Source organism: Kosakonia sp. YIM B13571, assembly GCF_042788095.1.
GTDB lineage: Bacteria > Pseudomonadota > Gammaproteobacteria > Enterobacterales > Enterobacteriaceae > Kosakonia > Kosakonia quasisacchari.
Map to the genome: position 1 here is coordinate 519,015 of NZ_JBHZPL010000003.1, position 24,488 is coordinate 543,502.

The following is a 24,488-nucleotide window of genomic DNA, read 5'->3' on the forward strand; positions in this document are numbered from 1 at the left end:
GGACTTTTATGAAACTTTGGCTACCGGGTTTGGCCCTGCTGGCAGTGTGTGGCAGCGTGCAGGCAGAAAACTACCGCATCGTGCAATCGCCTTCGCAAAAACTGGATGTCTGGATCGACAACATCGCCGATAACACGCCAAAAAGCTGGTGTGCGAAGACGCTGCCGCTACGCATTGTCGCCAGCGGCGATAAAAAACCCTCGGTACTGAACACCTTTTTACCGCGTCTTGGCGCGCTGCTGGAAAACCAGTGCGGCACGCTGACGCAGGTGCGCTGGAAACTGACTGACCCACAAGGCGCGACACTGGCTGAAGGCACCGCCGATAAAGCCAAAGAGTGGGATCCGGTAGTCACCTCAACCGGTGCGACTATCGCGCCAGCCGCGACCCCAACCTCCGGATTAATTGCGCCTACCGGGCGTGCTGAAGATCTCTCGCCGCCCGCCAGCCGTGCGCCGTGGCAGGAGTTCACTTTGCAGGATGGCTGCCATCTGCGCACGTTCTGGCAGGGCGGCGCCAGTACGCCCGCGCTGTTTATTCCCGCCAAAGAAGATGGCAAGTGTGAGAAGGGCGGCTGGCTGAACGGGCGCAGCGTGGTGACGCAACTCAGCAACGGCGTGGAAAAGAAAATCACCATGACCTTTGTACACGGTTTCCCGGTCAGTGGCCTGAATGCCAATGTGGATGCGGATCGCCTGTTGATCACTACCGTCAACAACGAACGGATGGTGGTCAGCGAAGGCACTCTGGCGCAGAGCTGGATGATCCTGCCGTATGTTGACGCCCTTAATGGCTGGCAGGCCAACGGCACCGTGGCGGTGGAAATCTCCCGCGATGTGGCTAATGACGAAGCGCGTTTACAGGCACGTATTGAAGAAGTACGCAAAGCGTGGACGCCGTGGTTTGAACCGGGCACTCACCTGAACATTTTGCTGATTGACTCGCTGCACCCGCAGTTGCGCAACCCGGCGGTTGGCACCTACAAAACCGTTAACTAAGGAGCGGCGATGAATACGTTGTTTCAACAACTGGCGGGCGAATCGTTGCAGGAAAGCCTGGCGCAGCTCGAAAGCCGTATCCGCACCCAGCCGGGCGACGCCGATCTGCGCGCCGCTTTCGCCCAACTGTTGTGCCTGGATGGCAACTGGTCGCGTGCGCGGGCGCAGTTAAAAAGCTGGCAGGCATTAAAACCGCAGGCACAGCCGACGGTGACGCTGCTGGAACAAGCCATTGAAGGCGAGCGTCAGCGAGTGGAAGTGATGGCCGGTCGCGCGCGGCCGGTCACGCCGGATCAACAATGGCCGTGGCTGGCGGCAATGGTCAGCGCGCTTGACCCGGAAGCGACGAATGCCGGTGCCCATCGCGAAGCCGCGCTGGAAATGGCCGATGCCAACCCCGGCCAGTTGACGACGCAAGACGGTCAAACCCTGCGCTTTGACTGGCTGATGGATGGCGATTGCCGCTTTGGCCCGGTCTGCGAAGCTATCGTCAATGGCCGCTATTTTTGGCTGCCGTTCAGCGCGATTGCCGCGATGCAGTTTCAATCCCCGGCCAGCGTGACTGATTTAGTGTGGCGTCACACGCTGGTGCGCTTGCAGGATGGCAGTGAACAGGTGTGCCAGATCCCGGCGCGCTACCCGCTGGATGTCAATGCCGATGACCGCTTTAAGCTGTGTCGCGTTACCGAGTGGCAGCAACTGCCTGGTGATGCGCCGCACTATATCGGGCAGGGGCAAAAAGTGTGGCTCAACGACAGCGCTGAATATTCGCTGCTCGATCTCGCGACAGTAAGTTTTAACGTGGAAGCCGCAGATGAGTAGCTCTGCGCATGATGAAGAGGGCGACCTGCTGCGTAGCGGTTGGCGCTCACGGCGCGGTAAAGAAACCGTTGGCGCGCGCGATAAAATGCAGCCTTCGCTGCTCGATCGCCTGACGGATGACGCGCCGGATAAAGCGCAGGAGCCGGTGAATAACACTCTGGTTTCGCACTCAGCGCTGCGCCGCCATGTGCTGCGCGATTTGCAGTGGCTTTTCAACACCATTAATAACGAAGCGCAGCAGGATCTGTCGGCTTTCGACCAGGTGCGGCGTTCGGTGGTGAACTTTGGCGTATCGCCGCTGGCGGGCAAGCGCATGTCGGATATCGAATGGCAGGATATCCAGCGCAAACTGACTGACGCGATTTTGCATTTTGAACCGCGCATTCTTCCGCAAGGATTGCAGGTGCGCTGCATCTCCGATACCCAGTCGCTGGATCTGCATAATGTCCTGTCGATTGAGATCAAAGGCCGCCTGTGGTGCGTGCCTTATCCGCTGGAGTTCCTGTTTCGTACCGATGTGGATCTGGAAAACGGGCATTTCGAGCTGAAAGACGCGGGGTAACGATGGACAGCAAATTACTCGAATATTACAACCGCGAACTGGCCTGGCTGCGCGAAATGGGTCAGGAGTTCGCCGGGCGCTACCCGAAAGTTGCCGGGCGTCTGGGCATGCGCGGCATGGACGTCTCCGACCCGTATGTCGAACGCCTGATGGAAGGTTTTGCCTTTCTGACCTCGCGCGTACAGTTAAAAATGGACGCCGAGTTCCCGCGTTTCTCTCAGCGCTTGCTGGAAATGGTCGCGCCGAATTACCTTGCGCCCACGCCATCAATGGCGATTGCCGAACTGCAACCTGACAGCGCGAAAGGCGATTTGAGCAACGGTTTTGTGGTGCCGCGCGGCACCATGATGGACAGCCAGGTGATGAAAAAGAATGGCGTCACCTGTAGCTACACCACCGCGCATGATGTCACGCTGCTGCCGCTGAAAATTAGCCAGGTGGAGCTGGGCGGCGTACCCGCCGATCTGCCGCTGGCGCAGGTCGGTTTAAGCCAGCGCGGGGCGCAAAGCGCACTGCGTATTCGCCTGAGCTGCGACGGCCCGGTAAACCTTAGCCATCTTGATTTCGATCGTCTGGAGTTCTTCTTAAGCGGCCCGGATATGCAGGCGCTGAAATTACTGGAACTGGTGATGGGCCACCAGGTGGGGATGCTATGCCAGGCGAACGGACAGAAAACCGCGCCGCTGGTGCTGGCAGACGATGCGCTGCGCCAGGAAGGGTTCAGCGCAGACCAGGCGCTGCTGCCGGACGATCTGCGCAACTTTGACGGCTATCGCTTGTTGCAGGAGTACTTCGCCTTTCCGTCACGTTTCCTGTTTATCAGCCTGCAGGGCTTGCGCCCGATGCTGGCGCAAAGCGGCGAAGCAAAGTCTTTCGATATCATCATTCTGCTCGACAAAGCCGATGCCCAGCTTGAACGGGTGGTGGATAAAAGCCACCTCGCGCTGCACTGCACGCCGGTGATTAACCTGTTCCCAAAAGTGGCGGAACGCCAGAAGCTGAGTGACAGCCTGCATGAGTACCATCTGGTGGTTGATAACATCCGCCCGCTGGATTACGAGATCTACGCCGTTACCAAAATTCACGCCAGCATTGATGGCCAGCGTGATGAGCAGACCTTTCGCCCGTTCTGGAGCAGCTGGAGCCAGGACGAAGGCAACTACGGGGCTTACTTTTCGCTGCGCCGCGAACAGCGGGCGTTATCGGAACATGCACAGCGCTACGGCACGCGTACCGGTTACATCGGTTCTGAAGTGTTCGCCTCGCTGGTGGATGAACAGCATGCGCCGTGGCGTGAAGAGTTACGCTATATCACCGCCGAAGTGCTGTGCACCAGCCGCGATCTGCCGCTGATGTTGCAGCAGGATATCGGCCAGTTTGTACTGCCGGATTCGCTGCCGGTCAAAACCTTACAACTGCGTAAAGGCCCGACACCGCCACGCCCGGCGCTGGCAGAAGGGCTGAGCACCTGGCGGCTGATCAGCCAGTTGCAGATGAACTACTTAAGCCTGATGGATGGTGAAGACGGCGAAGGCGCTGCGGCGCTGCGCCAGTTGCTGGGGCTTTATACCCGGCTGGCGGAAGCGCCGGTCGCACGGCAGATTGAAGGCGTGCGCCACTGCGTGCTCGAACCGGTACATCGCCGCGTGCCGGAACCGGGGCCGATTGTTTTCGCGCGCGGTATTGGCATTACACTGACGGTGGATGAGCAGGCGTTTTCCGGCTTCAGCCCGTATCTGTTTGGCAGCGTACTGGAGCGTGTTTTTGCGCGTCTGGTGGGCATGAACAGCTTTACCGAATTCACGCTTAAGAGCCAGCAGCGCGGGGAAGTGGGTTACTGGCCGCCGCGCATGGGCAAGAGGGCGCTGATATGACTGAGACGCTGAGCAGCGCGCCGGTCATTACGCGCGCCAGTGCGCTGCCGGAAGCGTTCTGGCAAAACGTAATGGCGACGCCGTGGCGCTACGATCTGTTTACGTTGCTGCGCCGCGTTGATGCGCGTGGCGGCGAACGTTACCCGCTGGGACGCGCGCCGCTACCGCGTTTCGAACCGCTGCGCATTGGTCAAAAACCCTCTCTTGGCTTTGCGCCGTCGACGCTATCGAGCGTTCGCCAACGCGAAAACTCGCCGCTGTATGACGTATCAATTCTGAGTTTTGGCCTGTTTGGCCCCAACGGCCCGCTACCGGTTCACCTGACTGAATATGCCAGCGAGCGAATTGCGCACCACCAGGATGACAGCCTGAGCGCCTTCGCCGATCTCTTTCATCACCGCCTGGCATTACTGTTTTATCGCGCCTGGGCCGATGCGCAGCCGACCGTTTCGCTGGATCGCCAGGATAACAAACGTTTTGAGCAGTACATCGCTTCGCTGGTCGGCATGGGGCAACCAGGGCAACTGGAAAAAGGCAGTTTAAGCCCGCACGCCCGCTTTGCCCTTGCCGGGCATCTGACCCGCAACGGGCGCGACCCGGAAGGGCTGGAGAAGATCCTGCGCAGCTATTTCAATGTGCCGGTCACCATTGTCGAAAACGTGCCGCAGTGGATGCCGCTCAGCGAACGTGAACGCGCGCGCTTACAGGGTGGGCGACACGCGCCGCGCCTCGGACAATCGGCATTTCTTGGCGAAGCTGTGCGCGATGTGTGCCATAAGTTTCGCATCGAAATTGGTCCGCTTCCCGTTGATACCTATCGGCGCTTTATGCCGGGTGAAAAATATGTCGCCGCGCTACGCGACTGGGTGCGCCAGTATCTGGGTATTGAGTACGAGTGGGCGGTGAAAGTGATTTTGCGCAGCGAAGATGTCACCGGTGCCACGCTTGGCGGCGCCGGGCGTCTGGGGTACAGCGCCTGGCTTGGCGCGCAGCCGACGCCACAAGCGCGAGGAGATTTAGTTTTCAGCCCGGAGGGGTAACCTCCGTGGTTAGTTTCCTGGTCTGACGTACGCACACATCCTGCATGTCGTATCGCACGACGAGCTGGCTTGCAAGGATGACTGCACACTAATTATGAAAAATGGATGAACTCATGTCAGAAATCAGCCGCGCCGTTCTGTTCGGCAAACTCGATACGCTGTTATTTACCTCGCTGGAAAGTGCCACCGCTTTTTGTAAGCTGCGTGGCAACCCGTATGTGGAGCTGGTTCACTGGCTGCATCAACTGATGCAACAGACGGACGGCGATCTGCAACAGGTTATTCGCCACTTTTCGCTGGATGAAGAGGCGCTGACGCGCGATATCGTCGCGGCGCTGGACAAACTGCCGCGCGGCGCAAGTTCGGTTTCCGACCTGTCAGAACACATTGATACCGCCGTTGAGCGCGCATGGGTTTACGGCTCGCTAAAATATGGCGTGACGCGCATTCGCGGCGGCCATCTGCTGGCCGGGATCCTGAAAACCTGGAGCCTGGCGAACGTGCTGAAAGGCATTTCGCCGCAGTTTGAGCGTATCAGCGCCGATGCGTTGCTGGATGGCTTCGACGCTATTTTCGCCAACAGCAAAGAGAGCCAGCAAGTCACCGTGGCGCTGAACGATGATGCTGGTGCGGGTATTCCGCAGCAGCAGGGCACGCTGGCGCAGTATGGCCAGGATCTGACTGCCCGGGCGCGCGACGGTAAAATTGACCCGGTAGTGGGGCGCGATGAAGAGATCCGCCAGATGGTGGATATTCTGATGCGGCGCCGCCAGAACAACCCGCTGCTGACCGGTGAAGCGGGCGTTGGTAAAACGGCGGTGGTGGAAGGGCTGGCGCTGCGCATAGCTATTGGTGATGTGCCGGAACCGCTGAAAGATGTGCAACTGTGGCTGCTGGATATCGGTATGTTGCAGGCGGGCGCGGGGATGAAAGGCGAATTTGAAGCGCGTTTACAGTCGCTGATTAATGAAGTGCAATCGAGCCCGACGCCGATCATTCTGTTTATCGACGAAATCCACACGTTGATTGGCGCAGGCGGTCAGCAGGGCACGGGCGATGCCGCCAACCTGCTGAAACCGGCACTGGCGCGTGGCCAGCTTCGCACCATCGGCGCGACCACCTGGGCGGAATACAAAAAATACATTGAGAAAGATCCGGCGTTGACCCGCCGTTTCCAGACCGTACAAGTTGCGGAGCCAGACGAAGAAAAAGCGGTGCTGATGCTGCGCAGCACCGTTTCGGCACTGGAAAAACACCACCGTGTGCTGCTGCTGGATGAAGCGGTCGTCGCGGCGGTGAAACTCTCGCACCGCTACATTCCCGCGCGCCAGTTGCCGGATAAAGCCGTTGCGCTGCTCGACACCGCCTGTGCGCGCGTCGCGGTAAGCCAAAGTTCTCCGCCGCCGCAGCTGGAAGATTGCCTGCACCGCATCGCCGCGCTGGACGTAGAAATTGAGATTGCCAACCGTGAAGCGAAAATGGCGACCGGTGAAAGCGATCGTGTGGAGAAATTGCAGGTCGAGCTGGAAAAACTGGCGCAACAACGCGACGAACTGACGGCGCGCTGGGAGCAGGAGCAGGCGCTGGTTGACGCGATTATTGCGTTGCGAGCGCAACTGCACACCTCGCCGGAAGAGGCGCTTGACGATTTACGCGCCACGCTGACACAGCAGCAGGCAGAACTGCGTGCATTACAGGGCGACGCGCCGCTGCTGTTTACCTCGGTGGATGCCAACGTGGTCGCCGCGGTGGTTTCCGACTGGACCGGCATCCCGCTGGGCCGGATGGTTAAAAACGAAATCGACGCAGTGTTAAAACTGGCCGATACCCTCAACGAACGCGTGATTGGACAGCGCCATGGCCTGGAACTGATTGCCAAACGTGTGCAGACTTCTCGCGCGCGTCTGGATGATCCGAACAAACCGGTGGGCGTCTTTATGTTGTGCGGCCCGTCCGGCGTGGGGAAAACCGAAACCGCGCTGGCGCTGGCGGAGTCGCTGTACGGCGGCGAGCAGAACGTTATCACCATCAACATGAGTGAGTTCCAGGAAGCGCATACGGTTTCGACGCTGAAAGGCGCGCCTCCGGGCTATGTCGGTTACGGCGAAGGCGGGGTGTTAACCGAAGCGGTGCGCCGCCGTCCTTACAGCGTGGTGCTGCTTGATGAGATCGAAAAAGCCCACCCGGACGTACACGAAATCTTCTTCCAGGTGTTTGATAAAGGCTGGATGGAAGATGGCGAAGGCCGGCATATCGATTTCCGCAACACCATTATTATTCTCACCTCCAACGTCGGGACTGAGCTGATTACCGGCATGTGTGCCGATCCGGAACTGATGCCGGAACCGGACGCCCTGCGCGACGCGCTGCGCCCGCCTCTGTTGCAAGTTTTCCCGCCAGCGCTGCTGGGGCGTTTGCTGGTGGTGCCGTACTACCCGCTCAGCGACGAAATGCTGGCGATGATTGTGCGCTTGCAGCTTAAACGCATTCAGCGCCGCCTGGCGGATAACCACGGGATTGTGTCGGAAGTGGACGACAGCGTGGTGGCGCAAATTGTTGCCCGCTGCACGGAAGTCGAATCAGGCGGCCGTATGGTGGACGCCATCCTTACCAATACACTGCTGCCGCTGATGAGCCAGCTATTACTCGACGCCAGCGCGCGCGACGAGCAATATAAGCGCTTACGGGTCACGTTTGAGCAGGGTGAGTTTCACTGTCAGTTTGCGGCGTAAAGCCATTATCAAGAGAGTTTTCCAATATGACGGATCACGATAACAACCGGAGTGTACCGAATGCACTGCCACCGGGATATCGCTTCAACGAGTTCGAAATTTTAGAAGTGATCGGCGGCGGTGGTTTTGGCATCGTCTATCGCGCCAAGGATCACCAGCTTGAGCGAACCATCGCGATTAAAGAGTTTATGCCGTCGTCGCTGGCGGTACGTAATGACGACATGACGCTGGTGCTGCGCAGTGAGCGCTTCAGTAAAGCGTTTACCGCCGGGCTGAACAGTTTTATTCAGGAAGCGCGTCTGCTGGCGCGCTTCAATCACCCGAACTTGCTGCATGTACTGCGCTTCTGGGTGCAGAACGACACCGCCTACATGGGGACGGTGTTTTACAGCGGTACCACGCTTTCCCGACTGCGTGAAAAGAACCCGACGCTGATTAATGAAGCGTGGATCCGCCGCATGCTGCCGATGCTGCTGGGCGCTATCAAAACCATTCATGACGAAGGCTACCTGCACCGTGATATCTCGCTGGATAACATCCAGATTCAGGATAACGGCCTGCCGGTGTTGCTCGATTTCGGCTCTGCGCGTCGCAGTATTGGCTCGGTTTCCGATGAAACCGAAACCATGTTGCGTCCCGGTTATGCGCCGATTGAACAATACACCGACGACAACGAAAGCGAGCAGGGGCCGTGGACTGATATTTATGCTCTTGGTGCGGTGTTGCACACGCTGATTATTGGCTCACCGCCGCCGGTAAGTGTGGTGCGCAGCATCCAGGACACCTATGTGCCGCTGACGCAGCGCGGATTGCCGGGTTACTCGCACACGCTGTTGCAGGCGGTGGATCGCGCGCTGGCGCTGAAAATGGAAGATCGCCCGCAAACGATAGATGAATTTGCCGCGCTGATTGAAATGCCGGTCGCCGGGATCGACGACGTGATGAGCGTAAAACAGCCTGGCACCATGCTGGTGCCGGTCGAAGAAATACCGGAAAAAACCGATGCGCTGAGTAGCGTTAAACGTTACAAAGTGCCGGGGCTGGTGGCCGCTGGCGTTATTGTTGGGGTGATTGCGGGTGCGGCGCTGTTTGGCGGGAGTTCCTCGCCGGACAATGCGGCGACGCAGAATACCAGCAACGCCGAGCAGCAACAAACCACGCCGCAAGCGTCTGAGCCGCCGCGCCAGACGGTGCAGGGGACAACCACCGCCCCTGCGGCGACGCCTGCGCAAACCACGCAGACGCAGGCACAAAACCAGACTACCTCACCTGCGGCGCAGGAGCCGGTTGCGCAGATTTTCGTTCGCATGAACGAGGGCGAAAAACTGACGTTGAACGGCGAAGCGCAGTCTGTTTCTCCTGCAACTAACGGTTTTGCTTCGCTGAAACTGCAACCGGGGCGTTATAACCTGGTGTTGCAGGGCAATGGCCAGACCCGCAGCCAGACCATTACCATTGGGCAGCCAGGCACCTGGCTTATTAACCCGCAAGCACAATAGTGATGGTTCCTCCGGGCTGACGCCCGGCAGCGCGTGGGAAGCCTTTCCCACGCGCGTCATTTTTCACATTGCATGATGTTGCAATGTCTCCTTATTGCAATAACAACGCTCGTCTCGCTCGTTATATTAAAAAGACAGAACTATGAATTTATTAACACACAGCAATCAGGGTGGCGGTGAATTTACGTTTGTCGTATCGCGAAGTAATGCAAAAGCCGATGATAAGGTTCACGCCCTCGCTGCCCGAAAAACGCGTGAGCTGGAGATGACGCTCATTGATTTTCACCTTGAATCGTCGGAAATGCTGGAAGTGGACGGTTATCCCGCTGTGGAACTCTTCTACCAGTTCAAAAATGACAACCACGTTATCTTCCAACGCCAAACGTTAATTTTGCTCGACGATCTCGCCGGAAAAAAAATGGTGAGCTACGTGGGCACCTGCCCTGGCGAATTCAGTGAAGAAAATCAAAAGCAATATCAACAAATCATCCAGAGTATTAAATTTCATCGTGCAAAATAGCGTGCAGGTTTTACCGTGCGCAGATTGCCGCTGACAGACACTGAGTAGGGATCTCTCGTTATGCAGAACAGAATCACGGCGACGTTACCCGTTGAGGGCTTACTTTTCTGGAAACTTACCGGGCGCGAAGCGCTGTCGGAGTCATTTACGCTGGCGTTGACGGTGCTGGGCACCGATGCGCGCGCAGACCGCAGCAAGCTGCTGGGTCAATCCGTAACGGTTAATATTCCGACCCAGGGAATGGGAACGCGTCATATCAATGGCAAAATCACCCGCGTGGCGGTGAGCGCCGTGGAGCTTTCGGGTACCCGTTACGCGGTGTATCAGCTCACTGTGGAGCCGGATCTGTGGCCGATGAAACGCGACCGCAACCTGCGTATCTTCCAGGGCCAGACTGCGCCGCAGATTGTGAAAACGCTGCTCGGCGAATATCAGGTGAACGTGGAAGATAAGCTGACCGGTAGCTACCGCACGTGGGATTACTGCGTGCAGTACCAGGAATCGAGCCTCGATTTCATCAGCCGCCTGATGGAACTTGAAGGTATCGCCTACCATTTCCGCCACGAAGCCGACCGCCATGTGCTGGTGCTGACCGACGCGGCGACCGAACATCAGCCCTTCAGCGGGTATGAAACCATTCCGTACCACCAGACGCCGTCGGGCGGCAGCACCGATGAAGAAGGCATCAGCCAGTGGGCACTGGAGGACAGCGTGACGCCGGGCATTTACAGCCTGGATGATTACGATTTTCGCAAACCCAACGCCTGGCTGTTCCAGGCGCGGCAGAACCCCGCATCACCGCAGCCGGGCAGCATCGATGTTTACGACTGGCCGGGGCGTTTTGTCGAGCACGGTCACGGTGAGTATTACGCGCGTATCCGCCAGGAGCGCTGGCAGGTGGAGCATCAGCAGATTCAGGGCACCGCCACGGCGATTGGCGTTGCGCCGGGGAACACCTTTGCGCTGTATAACGCACCGTTTTTCAGTGATAACGGCGAGTACCTGACCACCGAAGCGAACTACTTTTTCGAGGAAAACCGCTACGCCAGCGGTTCCGATGGTGAAACTATTCATCGCATCGATTTCACCGTCATTCCGTCGTCGGTGGTGTTCCGCCCGGCAGCGGTGACGGCGTGGCCGAAAACCTACGGCCCGCAGACGGCAAAAGTGGTCGGCCCACAGGGCGAGAGTATCTGGACGGATAAATATGGCCGGGTGAAGGTGAAATTCCACTGGGACCGGCTGGCAAAAGGCGATGACACCAGCTCCTGCTGGGTGCGTGTGTCGAGTGCCTGGGCGGGGCAGGGCTTCGGCGGGGTGCAAATCCCGCGCGTGGGCGACGAAGTGGTGATCGACTTTATCAACGGCGACCCGGACAGACCAATCGTCACCGGGCGCGTCTATAACGAATCCAGCATGCCGCCGTGGTCACTGCCGGATGACTCAACGCGCATGGGCTTTATGACCCGCAGTAAAGACGGCAGTAAAGACAACGCCAGCTACCTGTTTTTTGAGGATCGCGCCGGGAGCGAAGCTGTCGAGTTACATTCCGAAAAAGATATGAAAGTCTCGGTGGAAAATGACAAGACGGTCAACATTGATGGCAATCGCACGACGACCATTCTGAAAGAGCAGAAAGACGATGTCACCGGCGACGCCTCGTTCCACTATCGTGCGAAACGCACGACCACGGTAGATGAAGCGGAAACCACCACCTTCAACAACAGCCAGACGGAAACTATCAAGAATGGGCGTACGCTGAATATCACCAGCGGCGGTGATATTGTTAATATTAAAGGTGATCGTATTATCGATATTGACGGCACGAATTTGCATCATGTTACTAAACTAGTTACGGAGAAATTTGATCAGGGACAGGAAACAACCATTGTTGCGGGGGGGAAGAGGGAAACGATCAGCGGTGATGTTAACGTTAATATTAAAGGCGACTGGACTCAAATAATTGAGTCAGGGAAAACGTTTATATCAAGTCCAAACGAAATAACTATAAAAAGTGACAAGAAAATTAGCATAGAGTCTCCATCCAATTGGGTGAAAACCTCTGTACATTCTTTTTCAATTACAGGATTTAATGAAAGCATAACAGGTAATAATGTATCTTTAACTGGTAATTCAATAGGCACGACAGGCATGGGGTCATCGCTGACGGCAGTTAGTTATGGTAGTACTGCATTAAGTATGAGTCGAACATTAGTTAGCTATTCAGTAAAGACAATAGATAATAAAAGGTCGCTTACGAAAATTGAAAACTCTGTCCAAAATTTAGTTATTAGTGCAATTCATTTATTTATATGAAGGTGAATATGAGTGCTTTTACAGAAACTCCCTTAATAATCGGCGTTATCGTATCTATCCTGGGGATTATACTGGCCTTTTCAACATTAAAGCCGAATAAAGATGAAGTTACCACTCTGCGTGACTGGTCATCCAGAGAAAAGTGGAGTGGTCAAATTATTGAGACGTCACTTGAATCATGGCATCAAACAGATACCAAGTACGGCAATGATTTTTTATACGATTTTACTTTTACGGCTACTATTAATGACACAAGGAAAAAATATGTCGCAAAAGGTCTGGTTAGACCTAATGAGATACATAAGATTCAGAAAGGTTTAACTCTAATAATAAAATATAATGCTGATAATCCACCACGTATAGCTGTGATGGCTATCGATTATAAATAAAACCTATGCCGCTTTTTTCAAACGATGAATAAAGATAGTTTTGAATTGGTATCATATGCATATAATTTCCTTTGTTATTACATTTTAGCTAGTTGAAATTATTCATTTAAAGCCATCTTATCGATAAATATAAATCTTAAGAGGTCATAATGTTCACTGGCGATAATGTTGGCCTGATATTAAGCATTGTAACGCCATGCTTCCTTATTTATTTGGTATTCCATACAGGGATGGCTCATGATGATTTTAAAAAGAACGGTATAAGGACAGTTGCTAAGATAAATAATATCAAGCAAATATCCACTTCAGGTACTGGTTCGCCAAAATGTGTCTTTACGCTTTCTTTTACTACGCAAGATGGTCAAGATATAAGTCTGGAAAAAACACAAGTTGTTACTGTGTTAGATATGATGCCTCTCGAGCGAGAGCGCAAAGTGGATATTTACTACAAGAAAGAAAATCCTAAAAAAATATGGCTGATACTTGAATCAGAAAGTCGGATAAAGTAATTAAATATATGGCTTAATCTAGACGTTGTCATCGGCAACGTCTTACTCTTTTATCGTGCTTAGTGCACAGCTATGGTAGTTGAGGCAGAAACCAACACCGTCAAAAACAGCCAGATGAAAATCATTAAAAATGGATGTGCGCTGAATATTACCTACTGTGGTGTAACTATTTCTAAATTAAGAATTTAAATCCATATATTACAGTTCTTATATAAGGTTAATCGATGTCAGATTCATCAATGTGGTCTATTGTGATCATTGTATTGGTTATAGCCTGGCTTATTTATGGGATTATGAAATCCGGTTATGATGATGACAGGTTTAGAGCTAAGGGCATTAAAGTAGAGGCAAGGATTATTGATAAGAAAAATATCGGTGTGTCCGGTACGGGTAATGTTAAATTTAAAGTAAAAGTGGAATTTGAAACAACAGATGGTATCGTCAGTGCACAGGCTAAAAGGTATTTTACACCTGAGGACTTGATCAAGGTAATGAGGAAAAACACTGTGCTGCTATTTTATCTGCCAGAAAATCCTCAACAGATTTATTTGGTCCCTCAAGATATGGAATAACTATTATTGTAAATGGTGAATCGAATTGGTTAGTTGCAAAGATAATCCTGGTTGGCTTTTTTTGAAGGTCGGAGGCTGTAAAAATAACGGTTTTTCAGTAAGTGCAATCGTTTTTGACTGTGAAAAATATAAATTATATTCTTTTAATTATTTAAATCATGGCAGCTATCGTGTTTGACTCTCCTGTTTTTACCATCTCAATTATTTTTATTGTCTGCATTGGCATCCTTTTATTCTGTTACCATACAGGTGTTGTTCACGATAAATTTAAAAAAGAAGGAGTTAGAACAGAAGCGAAAATTTTAAGTAAGGAGAAAATTGGCGCATCGGGCACGGGAAATACTCGATTTCGCATGGTTGTCGAGTTTACAACTAAAAATGAAACTGTAACCGTTACAACTAAAAGATTTTTTACGCCTGAGGATTTAATAAAAATCATGAGGAACAACACTGTTGTGCTTTACTATCTCCCTCAGGATCCTCAACAAGTACTTCTTATGCCGGGCGAAATGGAATAAGTTAACTGGCTTTTTTTGAGCGGTGCGTGACTGGTTATACTATCGGGTTGCATTTCAAAAAAAATTCAAAGCGTTAATAACAACTATACGGCATGATAAAAAGGTCCAAATGGCAATTTCTTATTTTGTTACTTATCCCTTGCTGGTTGTCTTTTTTGGTATGTTTGTTTTCTTCGTCTATAACATCATCATGGCTGGTAGAGGGTCGGTTAAAATTGACCCGACTGATGCGGGGCAGGCGCAGGGCGAGATTGTTAACATTCGTAGTTCCAGTGGCGAGAATTCCGCTTTTATCAATGTGAACATTCAGGTGCGGTTTATTACCGCTGATCATAAAATCGTTAACACTGAAGGGAAGGCGGTTATTGATGCGGTTAAGGTTACAGAATATCAAAAAGGAACAAAGGTGCCTCTGACTTACTCAAAGAAAGAACCTAAGAAAATAAAGATTAATATCCCATCCTCACTGGATAAATAATTCTCTATAAATAAAGATGACTATTTCTGATAAGCCTTGAATTTTAAGCAATTAACTTTTCATTACGCATTTTTAAAACCGCCAACAAAAAAATAATGAGCATCTCTTACTCTTCCGGTCCCATTAATGGTTTTCGATATGGATATTTTGCATAATGAGGTAATTCCCGTGGAGGCTCTTCTTGTTATCGCACTTGTTGGTGGGTTCGTTTTATATATAGGCAGGCAATGTTATTTAGCGTATCAGACAGATCAGCACGGCAGGCTGCTTAATGCGAAGATTTTGAGCATGCGCGCTACCGGTTCGAATAACGGCAGCAGCACCAACGTTGTCTATGAACTGGCGGTGGATTTCGACGGTGTCCAGCGAATAATCAAAGGTACGGATGCCGTTAATACTTTCTGCTCTTATCAGTTAGAGCCCGGCAAAGAAATACAAATAAAGTATCTCGACGATAAAAATATCTTATTTCAGTACCGAAAATAGTGCATCAGGAATACCGTAATGGAGCTTGAATATTACTCGAAATATTTTATGTATGGCGGTATTGCAGTGTCCGTCATAGCCACTCTGTTTTTTTATTTTCTGTCCAGAATGGAGAGTAAGAAAAAAGCAGATATTGGTATCTTTCTGACTTGCCATCTTTGGCCGGGAGATATTGCCGAAAGCAAAATTATTTCCTGCAAAATCACAGACGATCGGTTTGGTAATGACTTCTTTTATGATATTCGCTTTCACCTGCCGGGTGATAATAAACTCTACACTGCTAAAACACTGGTGAATATTTCTCAGATGCCATTGATTCGTCCAGGACTGCGGATGAAAGTGAAGAAAGGAAACGAGGGCCGTTTAGCGGTCATTAAAATCGAGTTCTAGCGAAATAAGGCACTGCCAGTAATGATGGAATTAATTGCTAAATACTCAACGCTCTTTTCATGGTGTGTATTGGCCCTTTTTCTTTATCTCACCGTTAAAGGCCTGCGCGAACCAACCGGCAACGCAAAACTCATTAAAGATTGTGCTACGCAGCGTGACTGGTATAGCCCGGAAAAAGAGGCCGTACTTGAATCATGGTCACCGCTGAAATCCACCCGCAAAGGGGAATATTTTGTTTTCCATTTCACCATAGTTATCGACCGGCAAACACAACATAAAAAAGCAGCGGCGCTGGTGAAAACAAAAGAGATTGATCGATTAAAACAAGGCCTCAAGCTGCGGGTGAAATATCAGGGGTTAGCGGCGAAAAGAATTGCAGTCGCTGACATGATTTTCGATGAAGTTATAAATCAATCACCAGATGTGTCTGGCGCTTCTGTCTAATATATTGTCAGTGTTTATTCCACACATAATTTTATTCATCGTAAGGCGGTCTTTCCTGACGTTAAAAAAACGCCGACGATACGCTTAATCTTCCAAAGGATGTTATATGAAGATTATTAAACCGCTGCGGCTGAGCGTGCTTAATCGCCCATTTCGCCTGCAGGGGCAAAATCACCTGGGTGTTTCTGTACTCGCGCTGCTGGATATGAGCGCACAACCAAAATTACGTCCTGAAGTCGAGTTGTGGCAACTGGCCGCCAGCGAGTTGCAAACCAGCGGCGGCGTGCTGGATATGGCAATGCCGAAAGCGCGCGCCGAATTCCTCGCTACCGGCTTCGCTTACTCGCACCATCATCAGGATAAAACCGCTTGTGCGGTACGCATTGAAATCGGCGAACTCAGTAAAACGCTGGCCGTCACTGGTGATCGCTACTGGGCCGGTTCACGCCCGACCGCCGCCAAACCTTTTGAACAGATGCGTCTCGACTGGAGCCGCGCTTTCGGTGGTGAAGGTTTTGAGGAAAACCCGCACGGTATCGGTGCGGTAGAAGAAAACCATAACGGCACCCGGTTCCGTCGCCTGCCAAATATTGAACTCTTAAATCAGCGTGTCACGTCTCCGCGCGCAAAACCTGAACCAGCCTGTTTCGGCCCGCTGGATCTTCTCTGGCCTCGCCGCTTTCGCCGGATGGGCAAAAACTACGATGCTCGCTGGTTACAGCATGATTTCCCCGGCTTCGCGCCCGATATCGACTGGCGGGTATTTAACGCCGCCAGTCCCGATCAGTGGTGGGAAGATCGAGATGCGCTACCGCCGCAGGCCGCATGGCGCATCTGGAATATGCACCCGGAGCAGCATTTGCAGGAAGGAACACTGCCGCCGTGGCAGGCGCGATGCTTTATGCAGCGCCAGCGCGGCGATGAGATCCTGTTTGAAGAGATAGCGCTGCGCGCCACCACGGTGTGGTTTTTTCCGCACCTTGAGCAGATGGTGCTTATCTGGCAGGGTAATCAGCGTATTAATGAAGACGATGCCGCAGACGTTTTGCAACTGATGCCCGCGCTGGAAAAAATCGGTGCTGCCCGCTCGGTCAACCACTATCGCAAAGTGCTCCATCAGCGGCTGGATAAAGAGAAAGGTGCGCTGTTTGCGTTCCGTGAAAAAGATCTGCTACCTGAAGATGTTATTGGCCCGTGGATCGACAGCGAGGTGCAGGAAAACCACAGCCCGATGCGCGATAACCAGCAAAACCGCGCCATGCAGCTGCGTGAGCAGCATCGCGCGCGGCTGGAAGCACAGGGCGCGGACACCGCCGATCTGCTCCAGGAGATGGAGGAACCCGCGCTTCCAAAACTGGAGGATTTGCCTGAGTTTATCGAAGAGATGGAGCGCAAAGCCCAACACATGCAGGCGCAGGCCGAAACACGCAAAGCAGAGATGGAGGCGCGTTTCCCGCAGATGAATGCGCAGGAAAATCAGCCGCGCGGGCCTGAGTCGATGATGCGCATCCAGGATTTACTGGAGCGCAACGCCGACAGCATGAGTGAGAAAAAGCTAAAGCAGAGCCGGGAAGCGCTGCACAAACTCTATCTGATGTCTGCCGCCGAACAACCGCCTGCCATCAAACTGACTGGCGATATCGCGCTGATTATTCGCCAGCGTGCCGAAAGGACGATGGCGCAGGGCGGGGATTTCAGCGGGCTGGATTTGACTGGCGCGGATTTCTCCGGCATGGATTTGCGCGGAGCCAATTTCCGTAATGCGCTACTTGAGTGTGCCAACCTCAGTCAGTGCCAGCTTGATGGCGCTGATTTCAGCCACGCGATGCTGGCACGTACGGATTTACAGGGCGCTTCGTTTCGTGAATGCAACTTCACCGAAGCAAGCCTCGCGCTGGCGCAATGCCGTCAGACGAATTTCACCGGCGCGCAGTTTAAAGAATCTGAAATGACCGATGCGTTGTTTGACGCGTGTGATTTCAGCTATGCGCGGCTGGAAAACCTGCTGCTGCGTAAAACCGGCTTTAGCCAGTGCATATTCCGTCACGCGACGCTGGATAATTGTGTGTTTATGGAACTTACGCTGCCGCAACCTGACTTCAGCGCGGCAAAAATGAATAAAAGCAGTTTTATCCAGTGTGAACTGCAAAGCGCCTCTTTTGCCGGAGCGTACCTGGACGGCTGTTCCTGGGTAGAGAGTCGGCTGGAGCGAGCCCTGTTTCGTGACGCCACGCTTATCACCTGTGCGGTGGCATCCGGAGGCACGTTGGGCGGTGCAGATTTCAGCGGCGCGCAGCTTAAGCAGAGTAATTTACGCCAGGCGGTACTGACGGACGCTCATTTCGTTCGTGCGAAGCTGGATAACAGTGATCTCAGCGAGGCGCAATGCGAAGGGGCGGATTTTAGCGGCGCGACGCTAACCGGCAGCCTGTTTATGCGTACCGATTTTCGGCGTGTGCGTTTTACCTACGCCAATTTAATGGGTGCGATGATGCAAAAATGCCGTCTCGAAGGCGCCGATCTCAGTTTCAGTAATCTATTCCGCGCCGATCTTTCCCAGTCGATAGCGGACAGCGCCACGAAATTTGAGGGTGCCTATAGCAAACGCGTGAAAACCCTGCCGAAGCGCGACGGGGAGGTGATATGAGTCAGTTAAGTGCCGCCGAGCTGCAACACAAAGTGAAAAGCGGCGAGGCCATTATGGAACTCAACCTTGATGGCTGCGATCTGCGCGGATGTGATTTATCCGGCGGGATTTTTCAGGAGGTCTCTTTCGAAGGGGCCAACCTGCAAGGTTGCAATCTGCAGGAGAGCGTCTTTACCGAATGTCAGCTCGCAGGCGCCGTACTTGCTGCGGCACACCTCGAAGAGACCGTGTTTAACCAGTGCGATTTAGCCACGGCGAACTTCAGCAATTCATCGCTGCTGCGTTGCGTATTCAACGAATGTACATTGACCGGCTGCGACTTCTCGCAGTCAGCTTTTGACAGCACACAGTTCATGCGCAGCCCACTGAATAAAAGTCTTTTTACCGGTGCGCGTTTAGAACGTTCGACCCTGTTTGAGTGCCCGCTTGAAGGGGCGAAACTCAACCATTGCCATAACCTGCTGACCACATACTTCGGTATTGATCTGCGCGAAGCGGATCTCGGCGGGAGCCAGTTTGAACGGGCGGTGTTTTTTAACTGCGACCAGCGCGGCAAAAACTATGCGCAACATCAGTTCACCGGCTGCCAGTTTACCGACAACCAGCTTGATGGCGCTGATTTCACCGGGGCGCAACTCACCCAATGTAATTTTAAAGGCGCATCGCTCAAACAAGCGCGACTGAACAACGTTAACGCCTCGCAGGCGCTATTTATGCAGGCCGATTTGAGCGGCGCGCATGCCCACGGCAGCCTGTTCGATCAGGCGATTTTTGTCGGCGCGACATTACAGGAGGCCAGTTTTAAACAGAGCCGCTTTTTTCAGAGCATCCTGCAACACGTTGCGGCCCGGCAGGCCGATTTCACCCTGTGTGATTTTACCTATGCCGATTTCAGCGGCGCAGAGGTGTGCGAAGCCGATTTTCGCGGCGCGACTTTCTCACGCAGCCGTTTTCATCGCGCGCGGCAAGAGGGCGCGTGTTTTGCCGATCGCAAAGGCATTCTTGAGTACGACGAAGAGTTACTGGCGGCGGAGGCCTGGACCGCCGAACGCCACAGCCGAATTTACGGAGACCTGCAATGAACAACCTCAATCAACCTTTGGCTCTCGCCACGCTGCCCGGCGGGCAGTTTTCCGCACGTGTCACCCACTGTTTTGACGATGGCAGCCTGATGGTCGAATGTGACGGGCGCGGCTGGCACTGTCGCCGGGCAGTAAGCTGTGTGATTGCGCCGCAGGCGGGCGATACGGTGCTGATAAGCGCGGTCGATAACCAGATGTGGCTACTCGCGGTGCTGGAACGCGGTAACGCGGACGCCACCGAACTTAGCGTGCCGGGCGATTTGCGTATCACAAGCCAGGGCGCGTTAACCCTGAGCAGCGATGCGCTCAACGTCAGTGCGGCGAAAGGCGATTGCCATATCAGCGAGATGAACTACAGCGGCGACAAGATTTCCGCGTGGGTTACGCTTTCGCGCATTGTTGGCAAACGTGCGGAATCCGTCTGGCAGACAGTCACGCAGATGAGCCAGCACCTGTTTCGCACCACCCGCCAGACCGAGCATGTGCGCGCCGGGCAACTGGATATGAAAGTGGATGATTATCTGCGCATGCACGCACAAAACACGGTGCTCACCTCGAAAGCGATCACCAAAGTCGATTCTGAACAGATCCACATGGGGTAATTCGATGTTTGCAAACTGCCAGTTAATGGGTGTTGATCTCGCATTTCCGGATGTCTGCCTGACGCCGATGCCCGCACCAACGCCGATTCCGTACCCGGATATCGCGCTTGGGCCAACTGCGATACCGAACGCACTCAATATTCTGTTTATGGGCATGCCCGCGCACAATATGGCGACCATCACGCCACTGACCAATGGCGATAACCCTGGCGTGGCGACCGGCGTGGCTTCCGGCACGGTGATGGGGCCATCGCGTCACCTGACCGGCGCATTCACTGTGCTGCTAAAAGGCACACCGGCAACGCGCTTAACCAGCGTCAGTCTGCAAAACTCCACCAATGCCATCGGCATGCGCATTGTGCCAAGCCAGTTCAAAGTGTTAATGCTGGCACCGTAACGCACGCTCAGCTTTGAAGACAACGTAGGGGAGGGGCCGGTGTGGGTCCTGGCGGAGCGCAGCCAAACCTGTCCACTGCCGTTGGCGGGGATAATGCTTTTAGTAACGAGAAGAGCAAAAAATTTATGCCGTTTAGTGAAGGCGTGGTGGGGAAAAAGAGTTCGCCAAATGAGAAAATGTACAATGCCTATATATAAGGTAAGACGCCTGATTAAAATGCTTGTCATTACCCTGGCTTTATTCCCCTCGGTTGACTCATTTGCAGAAGGAAATAATATTAACGTTGAATCGTTATGGCGCTTCGCAACACAGCTTAAAAACACTGTCGGACAGGATGTAAATACACTTGATGCAATAATTCCTGAGCCGCTTGTTCGTGAAGATCCACATATTGCTGAACGATTAAAAGTTGCACCTTTCACTATTGCAGGTGGAGTACAAATCAGGAATATGAGAGTTCGCCTTGATCTGAATAATCCGGGTAAGATTTCTATTATTTCTTACAATCTGGCGAATGCCAATATTTCGTTAGAAGACGTCAGGAAAACCTACCCGCAATTAAAGCTAATTGACGTTCCGCATGGGCATTCTGATGAGGAAACTTTTTCCTGGATCACACCCATTGATGAAAAAGGGAACGGTATTGGGTTTGGTTTCCCCTATGCGCAACCCTCTTATTTAAAAAATATGACCCTCCGGAATTTTCAGGATTAACCTGTGCAATACACCCCAGGAAGGTTTCTTTTCGTTTTTTTGCCCGCAGGCAGGACACCAGTATGACCATCGCTTCGCGATGATGTGCTTTAGCATGTGTACCTTTATTATTTTATAGAATTATCAGGGGGAACCATGTCTGATGTTAATGTTATTCATAAAGAAAAAGGCGATTTCTTTATTTTGCAAAGCGACGGTAAATACCTCATTTGCATGATTTGGCCTTATAATAGTATGTGGGATGTGCAGAAGTGTTTTGTTTTGGATAACGATGAGATGAGTAAGTACGCGAACTTTCATGAAATGGTCTCATTAGCAAAAAATATGAGAGACAATTATGATAAATACAAACATCGTGAAATACCTGTTCCTGAATTTAAAGTGCGTTAAACAGGATGTGAAGTAAATTTATGCGAAATATTTTTTCTGGCAATGTGCGTTTGTCGATCTTTTTTGTTTGCGTGTTCTCTTTTTTCTCCTTTGGCGCTTCTGCGGTTATTAATATTAACCGTTTTGACAAGCTCGAAACCGTCGAAAATATCACCATGGATAAGCAGGTGCAGGCGTCGTTAAAAAATGTATTGGGAGCAGATTATGATGCGTTTATGGGGAATTTCGATGTGTATGGCGAACCGCGACACACTGCGGATGGCGGGTTTTTCGTTGAAGGCTGGCTGAAAGATCTCTATCTGGAAAATGCGTCTGCATTTGTAATTTACCCGGATGGCAGGCTTTCTGCCGCATGGGTGGTGCCAGAGGCATCGGTTGCACATTCTAAAAGCAATACGGGGGAAAAACGCATTCCTGAGGTTCTGCAACAATGGGTTAGCCGTTTTCAGAACGTGTCGTTTAACACGCCAGCGGTTAGTCAAACGGCTGAGACATTCGTTGATTTTTTTGAAACCGATAAATTCAAGATAAAGCTTGTTACGGCGTGTGGTAATGGCGTGAATTGTAACGAAGCGACGTATTACGGCGTGCGTAAAAAAGATCGTGCCGAAGTCACTCTGAAAGGTAGTGTGGTGCGTCAATACTGCGAGCAGGCAATCTGTCCGATTATCACCTACACCTTTAAAAATGACACCACGACGTATAGGTTGAGTAAAATTAATAACAGCTTAACCGTGATACAAAACAGTAAAATTCTCCTCGATGAAAAAGGTATCTGGAAAGAGCATCAGTAGATTCGCATTTCAGTGCCATCGTGCATTTCAAAGGTGTAAGTGATATTGCTGCGAAACAGAGAAGCATTGATGGCGTTATTTAGCGGAAGAAATGCAACCATCACGTTTTCGCTGTTGAATTAATACAATGAGACAATGCTCATGAATCTCTTAACCCGTGAAGAGGGCGAAGCGCTACTGTTTAAATTCCTTAGCAGAGCGCTCAAAAATCCGTCGGATATTGAAATGCTAATGGCAATGGCAAGGGAACATCCGACGACGATTCCCATGAAAGGAATTATCTACCAGTACGACATGATGGAAAAAAATGTGTTATCGAAAGCGGATCTCGACGACCTCTCGATACTGATGTTCTTTTACGGGCCTTAAGAATCAACTGATTTTCTGTAATGCTGATAAGGAACAGACGCACGTTATGCACAGTATTAATCCAACTCACCAGGGGCTTTATTTTGTCGTCGCGAGCTTTTTGTTCTCTTGTTGCGCCAGCGCTGCTTCGGCAACTGATTTTTCCGGGCAGTGGCACGGCAGTGAACGCAACGAATCCACATTAACGCTGAAATTATCCCAACTGAATAACAAGCTTACTGGATCGTATTGCTTTATTACTCAGCGCGGCAATCGCATCGATTGCCCGGATGAACAGCAGGATAACCTGCGCGGCGACGTTAAAAATAATACCGCCACCATTACGTTTGACTCGAGCTTTGGCGGTAAAAACGGCAAAGCCACACTGGTTGTTAATGGCGACAAACTGGCGTGGCATTTAACGCAGCCGCCTGAACACGGTGACTATTACGCCCCGGAAAATTACGCGCTGGTTAAAGAGGTTATTCACAATGGCGCGACCACGAAAATTATCCGCACTGATAGCTTTATGATTGCGATCCGCAATAATTGCGGCGCGTTCACCACACCTTGCGATGACCTGCTTTATACCGGTGCGCGAAACCGTGACCGCCAGCAGATTAGCCTGCGCGGAAAAACGCGCGTGGATGCTGCAAACTGCGTGGTTGGCGCAGAATTCCATAATGGCGATGTGCTTTACTTGGTCGATTACAACCCGCCGAAACTGGTGGTGACTCAGGCGGGTAAAACGCTTGTCAATCAGGCGGGTAGCTGGCTTAAATAACGGTTCTTTTGATGGGCTATGGAAAGGTTAATGCGACGAATATTCCCTCTTTTTGCGCTGCTGTTTGGTTTTTCTGCCCAGGCCGCGCAAGCGCCGCTGACGGAAAACGACTTCACCGTGAAAATCAATAAACAGGCTATCACCCTGGGGCAGGACTGGGATCGCAATCTGATGACGGCGCTGGGGAAACAAGCCAGTGAAGATTTTGTCGGAGAAGTGCCGTTTGGCGATGAAAACTATAAATTTTACCGCCACATTTTTGCGGGCTTTGATATCTACAGCGCCAATATCGACTGGCAGCAACGCGGCAAAAGTGTCGACAGTTACGTCATCGGGCAGATAACGCTGCATTCTTCCACATTGCATACCGCGCGTGGTGTAGCGCCCGGCGATGCGAAACAGCGTGTGATTGAACAGTATGGCGCGGGTGAAACCGATAACAGCGATGGCGAAGAGTGGATTATGTATTCACTGGCGCACAAAAATATCGCTTTCGATGTCACCGGCGGCAAAGTGCAGGTCATTAATATCAGCGTTGGGAATGACTGAACAGTCGATCTGAATGATCAACTTTCCGGCCA

27 protein-coding genes are annotated in these 24,488 nt (G+C 52.2%); all 27 read left to right on the forward strand.

Going from position 1 to position 24,488, the window contains the following annotated elements; all coding sequences use genetic code 11:
- The first annotated feature begins 8 nt into the window (after positions 1-8).
- On the forward strand, positions 9-998 hold the full coding sequence (locus ACFX4O_RS10965) for a hypothetical protein (RefSeq protein ID WP_380208679.1): 990 nt from the start codon (positions 9-11) through the stop codon (positions 996-998).
- 9 nt (positions 999-1,007) lie between these two features.
- Positions 1,008-1,820, forward strand: coding sequence for a type VI secretion system accessory protein TagJ (locus ACFX4O_RS10970; RefSeq protein ID WP_131409711.1), 813 nt, complete (start codon positions 1,008-1,010; stop codon positions 1,818-1,820).
- Complete coding sequence (tssE, locus tag ACFX4O_RS10975) at positions 1,813-2,382, forward strand: type VI secretion system baseplate subunit TssE (RefSeq protein ID WP_131409713.1); 570 nt, start codon at positions 1,813-1,815, stop codon at positions 2,380-2,382. Before ACFX4O_RS10970 ends, tssE begins: the two co-directional genes overlap by 8 nt.
- Positions 2,383-2,384: 2 nt before the next feature.
- Positions 2,385-4,256, forward strand: coding sequence for a type VI secretion system baseplate subunit TssF (tssF, locus tag ACFX4O_RS10980; protein ID WP_131409716.1), 1,872 nt, complete (start codon positions 2,385-2,387; stop codon positions 4,254-4,256).
- Positions 4,253-5,296, forward strand: coding sequence for a type VI secretion system baseplate subunit TssG (gene tssG, locus ACFX4O_RS10985; RefSeq protein ID WP_380208683.1), 1,044 nt, complete (start codon positions 4,253-4,255; stop codon positions 5,294-5,296). The genes tssF and tssG overlap by 4 nt, the downstream gene beginning before the upstream one ends.
- 113 nt (positions 5,297-5,409) lie before the next feature.
- Complete coding sequence (gene tssH, locus ACFX4O_RS10990) at positions 5,410-8,028, forward strand: type VI secretion system ATPase TssH (RefSeq protein ID WP_380208684.1); 2,619 nt, start codon at positions 5,410-5,412, stop codon at positions 8,026-8,028.
- 26 nt (positions 8,029-8,054) lie between these two features.
- Entirely contained in the window at positions 8,055-9,527 is a 1,473-nt protein-coding gene (locus ACFX4O_RS10995; protein WP_131409722.1) for a serine/threonine-protein kinase, read from the forward strand.
- A gap of 142 nt (positions 9,528-9,669) precedes the next feature.
- Positions 9,670-10,047 (forward strand): DcrB-related protein, encoded by a 378-nt coding sequence (locus ACFX4O_RS11000; RefSeq protein WP_131409724.1) that lies wholly within the window; start codon positions 9,670-9,672, stop codon positions 10,045-10,047.
- 60 nt (positions 10,048-10,107) lie between these two features.
- On the forward strand, positions 10,108-12,363 hold the full coding sequence (locus ACFX4O_RS11005) for a type VI secretion system Vgr family protein (protein ID WP_380208687.1): 2,256 nt from the start codon (positions 10,108-10,110) through the stop codon (positions 12,361-12,363).
- Positions 12,364-12,371: 8 nt separating this feature from the next.
- Positions 12,372-12,752, forward strand: coding sequence for a hypothetical protein (locus ACFX4O_RS11010; RefSeq protein WP_131409728.1), 381 nt, complete (start codon positions 12,372-12,374; stop codon positions 12,750-12,752).
- 149 nt (positions 12,753-12,901) lie between these two features.
- On the forward strand, positions 12,902-13,261 hold the full coding sequence (locus ACFX4O_RS11015) for a hypothetical protein (RefSeq protein ID WP_131409730.1): 360 nt from the start codon (positions 12,902-12,904) through the stop codon (positions 13,259-13,261).
- Positions 13,262-13,485: 224 nt separating this feature from the next.
- Positions 13,486-13,833: a DUF3592 domain-containing protein gene (locus tag ACFX4O_RS11020; protein ID WP_131409732.1), complete on the forward strand. Its 348-nt coding sequence runs from the start codon at positions 13,486-13,488 to the stop codon at positions 13,831-13,833.
- A gap of 158 nt (positions 13,834-13,991) precedes the next feature.
- Positions 13,992-14,351 carry a DUF3592 domain-containing protein gene (locus ACFX4O_RS11025; protein WP_235855229.1) on the forward strand — a complete coding sequence of 120 codons (360 nt, stop codon included), beginning with the start codon at positions 13,992-13,994 and terminating at the stop codon, positions 14,349-14,351.
- A 109-nt stretch (positions 14,352-14,460) separates the two neighbouring features.
- Positions 14,461-14,829, forward strand: coding sequence for a DUF3592 domain-containing protein (locus tag ACFX4O_RS11030; RefSeq protein ID WP_131409734.1), 369 nt, complete (start codon positions 14,461-14,463; stop codon positions 14,827-14,829).
- Positions 14,830-14,967: 138 nt separating this feature from the next.
- Positions 14,968-15,315 (forward strand): hypothetical protein, encoded by a 348-nt coding sequence (locus tag ACFX4O_RS11035; protein WP_380208690.1) that lies wholly within the window; start codon positions 14,968-14,970, stop codon positions 15,313-15,315.
- Between the two features lie 18 nt (positions 15,316-15,333).
- The gene (locus ACFX4O_RS11040; protein WP_380208692.1) at positions 15,334-15,705 is read left to right on the forward strand and encodes a hypothetical protein; all 372 of its coding nucleotides are present in this window, start codon (positions 15,334-15,336) and stop codon (positions 15,703-15,705) included.
- Positions 15,706-15,726: 21 nt separating this feature from the next.
- Positions 15,727-16,149 carry a hypothetical protein gene (locus ACFX4O_RS11045; protein WP_380208693.1) on the forward strand — a complete coding sequence of 141 codons (423 nt, stop codon included), beginning with the start codon at positions 15,727-15,729 and terminating at the stop codon, positions 16,147-16,149.
- Between the two features lie 106 nt (positions 16,150-16,255).
- Positions 16,256-18,796: a DUF2169 domain-containing protein gene (locus ACFX4O_RS11050; RefSeq protein WP_380208694.1), complete on the forward strand. Its 2,541-nt coding sequence runs from the start codon at positions 16,256-16,258 to the stop codon at positions 18,794-18,796.
- Complete coding sequence (locus ACFX4O_RS11055; protein WP_380208696.1) at positions 18,793-19,878, forward strand: pentapeptide repeat-containing protein; 1,086 nt, start codon at positions 18,793-18,795, stop codon at positions 19,876-19,878. The genes ACFX4O_RS11050 and ACFX4O_RS11055 overlap by 4 nt, the downstream gene beginning before the upstream one ends.
- Complete coding sequence (locus tag ACFX4O_RS11060) at positions 19,875-20,480, forward strand: DUF3540 domain-containing protein (RefSeq protein ID WP_380208698.1); 606 nt, start codon at positions 19,875-19,877, stop codon at positions 20,478-20,480. Before ACFX4O_RS11055 ends, ACFX4O_RS11060 begins: the two co-directional genes overlap by 4 nt.
- Before the next feature lie 4 nt (positions 20,481-20,484).
- A complete protein-coding gene (locus tag ACFX4O_RS11065) occupies positions 20,485-20,877 on the forward strand; it encodes a DUF4150 domain-containing protein (protein WP_016495682.1) in 393 nt (130 codons plus the stop codon).
- Positions 20,878-20,916: 39 nt separating this feature from the next.
- Positions 20,917-21,591 (forward strand): hypothetical protein, encoded by a 675-nt coding sequence (locus tag ACFX4O_RS11070; protein WP_380208700.1) that lies wholly within the window; start codon positions 20,917-20,919, stop codon positions 21,589-21,591.
- Positions 21,592-21,726: 135 nt separating this feature from the next.
- Positions 21,727-21,981: a hypothetical protein gene (locus ACFX4O_RS11075; RefSeq protein ID WP_131409748.1), complete on the forward strand. Its 255-nt coding sequence runs from the start codon at positions 21,727-21,729 to the stop codon at positions 21,979-21,981.
- Between the two features lie 71 nt (positions 21,982-22,052).
- Positions 22,053-22,775 (forward strand): hypothetical protein, encoded by a 723-nt coding sequence (locus tag ACFX4O_RS11080; protein WP_380221803.1) that lies wholly within the window; start codon positions 22,053-22,055, stop codon positions 22,773-22,775.
- Positions 22,776-22,916: 141 nt separating this feature from the next.
- Complete coding sequence (locus ACFX4O_RS11085) at positions 22,917-23,144, forward strand: hypothetical protein (RefSeq protein WP_380208705.1); 228 nt, start codon at positions 22,917-22,919, stop codon at positions 23,142-23,144.
- A gap of 46 nt (positions 23,145-23,190) precedes the next feature.
- Entirely contained in the window at positions 23,191-23,907 is a 717-nt protein-coding gene (locus ACFX4O_RS11090) for a hypothetical protein (RefSeq protein WP_380208707.1), read from the forward strand.
- Positions 23,908-23,937: 30 nt separating this feature from the next.
- Complete coding sequence (locus ACFX4O_RS11095; RefSeq protein WP_380208709.1) at positions 23,938-24,456, forward strand: hypothetical protein; 519 nt, start codon at positions 23,938-23,940, stop codon at positions 24,454-24,456.
- The last annotated feature ends 32 nt before the right edge of the window (positions 24,457-24,488 follow it).

What these genes read in the sequence shown, in the direction of transcription:
- tssH (WP_380208684.1), top strand. Translation starts at nt 5,410, where the DNA reads ATGTCAGAAATCAGCCGCGCCGTTCTGTTCGGCAAACTCGATACGCTG.
- ACFX4O_RS11025 (WP_235855229.1), top strand. Translation starts at nt 13,992, where the DNA reads ATGGCAGCTATCGTGTTTGACTCTCCTGTTTTTACCATCTCAATTATT.
- ACFX4O_RS11065 (WP_016495682.1), top strand. Translation starts at nt 20,485, where the DNA reads ATGTTTGCAAACTGCCAGTTAATGGGTGTTGATCTCGCATTTCCGGAT.
- ACFX4O_RS11030 (WP_131409734.1), top strand. Translation starts at nt 14,461, where the DNA reads ATGGCAATTTCTTATTTTGTTACTTATCCCTTGCTGGTTGTCTTTTTT.
- ACFX4O_RS11075 (WP_131409748.1), top strand. Translation starts at nt 21,727, where the DNA reads ATGTCTGATGTTAATGTTATTCATAAAGAAAAAGGCGATTTCTTTATT.
- ACFX4O_RS10995 (WP_131409722.1), top strand. Translation starts at nt 8,055, where the DNA reads ATGACGGATCACGATAACAACCGGAGTGTACCGAATGCACTGCCACCG.
- ACFX4O_RS11005 (WP_380208687.1), top strand. Translation starts at nt 10,108, where the DNA reads ATGCAGAACAGAATCACGGCGACGTTACCCGTTGAGGGCTTACTTTTC.
- ACFX4O_RS11020 (WP_131409732.1), top strand. Translation starts at nt 13,486, where the DNA reads ATGTCAGATTCATCAATGTGGTCTATTGTGATCATTGTATTGGTTATA.
- ACFX4O_RS11045 (WP_380208693.1), top strand. Translation starts at nt 15,727, where the DNA reads ATGATGGAATTAATTGCTAAATACTCAACGCTCTTTTCATGGTGTGTA.
- ACFX4O_RS11090 (WP_380208707.1), top strand. Translation starts at nt 23,191, where the DNA reads ATGCACAGTATTAATCCAACTCACCAGGGGCTTTATTTTGTCGTCGCG.
- tssE (WP_131409713.1), top strand. Translation starts at nt 1,813, where the DNA reads ATGAGTAGCTCTGCGCATGATGAAGAGGGCGACCTGCTGCGTAGCGGT.
- ACFX4O_RS11035 (WP_380208690.1), top strand. Translation starts at nt 14,968, where the DNA reads ATGGATATTTTGCATAATGAGGTAATTCCCGTGGAGGCTCTTCTTGTT.
- ACFX4O_RS11055 (WP_380208696.1), top strand. Translation starts at nt 18,793, where the DNA reads ATGAGTCAGTTAAGTGCCGCCGAGCTGCAACACAAAGTGAAAAGCGGC.
- ACFX4O_RS11000 (WP_131409724.1), top strand. Translation starts at nt 9,670, where the DNA reads ATGAATTTATTAACACACAGCAATCAGGGTGGCGGTGAATTTACGTTT.
- ACFX4O_RS10970 (WP_131409711.1), top strand. Translation starts at nt 1,008, where the DNA reads ATGAATACGTTGTTTCAACAACTGGCGGGCGAATCGTTGCAGGAAAGC.
- ACFX4O_RS11010 (WP_131409728.1), top strand. Translation starts at nt 12,372, where the DNA reads ATGAGTGCTTTTACAGAAACTCCCTTAATAATCGGCGTTATCGTATCT.
- ACFX4O_RS11040 (WP_380208692.1), top strand. Translation starts at nt 15,334, where the DNA reads ATGGAGCTTGAATATTACTCGAAATATTTTATGTATGGCGGTATTGCA.
- tssG (WP_380208683.1), top strand. Translation starts at nt 4,253, where the DNA reads ATGACTGAGACGCTGAGCAGCGCGCCGGTCATTACGCGCGCCAGTGCG.
- ACFX4O_RS11085 (WP_380208705.1), top strand. Translation starts at nt 22,917, where the DNA reads ATGAATCTCTTAACCCGTGAAGAGGGCGAAGCGCTACTGTTTAAATTC.
- tssF (WP_131409716.1), top strand. Translation starts at nt 2,385, where the DNA reads ATGGACAGCAAATTACTCGAATATTACAACCGCGAACTGGCCTGGCTG.
- ACFX4O_RS11015 (WP_131409730.1), top strand. Translation starts at nt 12,902, where the DNA reads ATGTTCACTGGCGATAATGTTGGCCTGATATTAAGCATTGTAACGCCA.
- ACFX4O_RS11095 (WP_380208709.1), top strand. Translation starts at nt 23,938, where the DNA reads ATGCGACGAATATTCCCTCTTTTTGCGCTGCTGTTTGGTTTTTCTGCC.
- ACFX4O_RS10965 (WP_380208679.1), top strand. Translation starts at nt 9, where the DNA reads ATGAAACTTTGGCTACCGGGTTTGGCCCTGCTGGCAGTGTGTGGCAGC.
- ACFX4O_RS11060 (WP_380208698.1), top strand. Translation starts at nt 19,875, where the DNA reads ATGAACAACCTCAATCAACCTTTGGCTCTCGCCACGCTGCCCGGCGGG.
- ACFX4O_RS11050 (WP_380208694.1), top strand. Translation starts at nt 16,256, where the DNA reads ATGAAGATTATTAAACCGCTGCGGCTGAGCGTGCTTAATCGCCCATTT.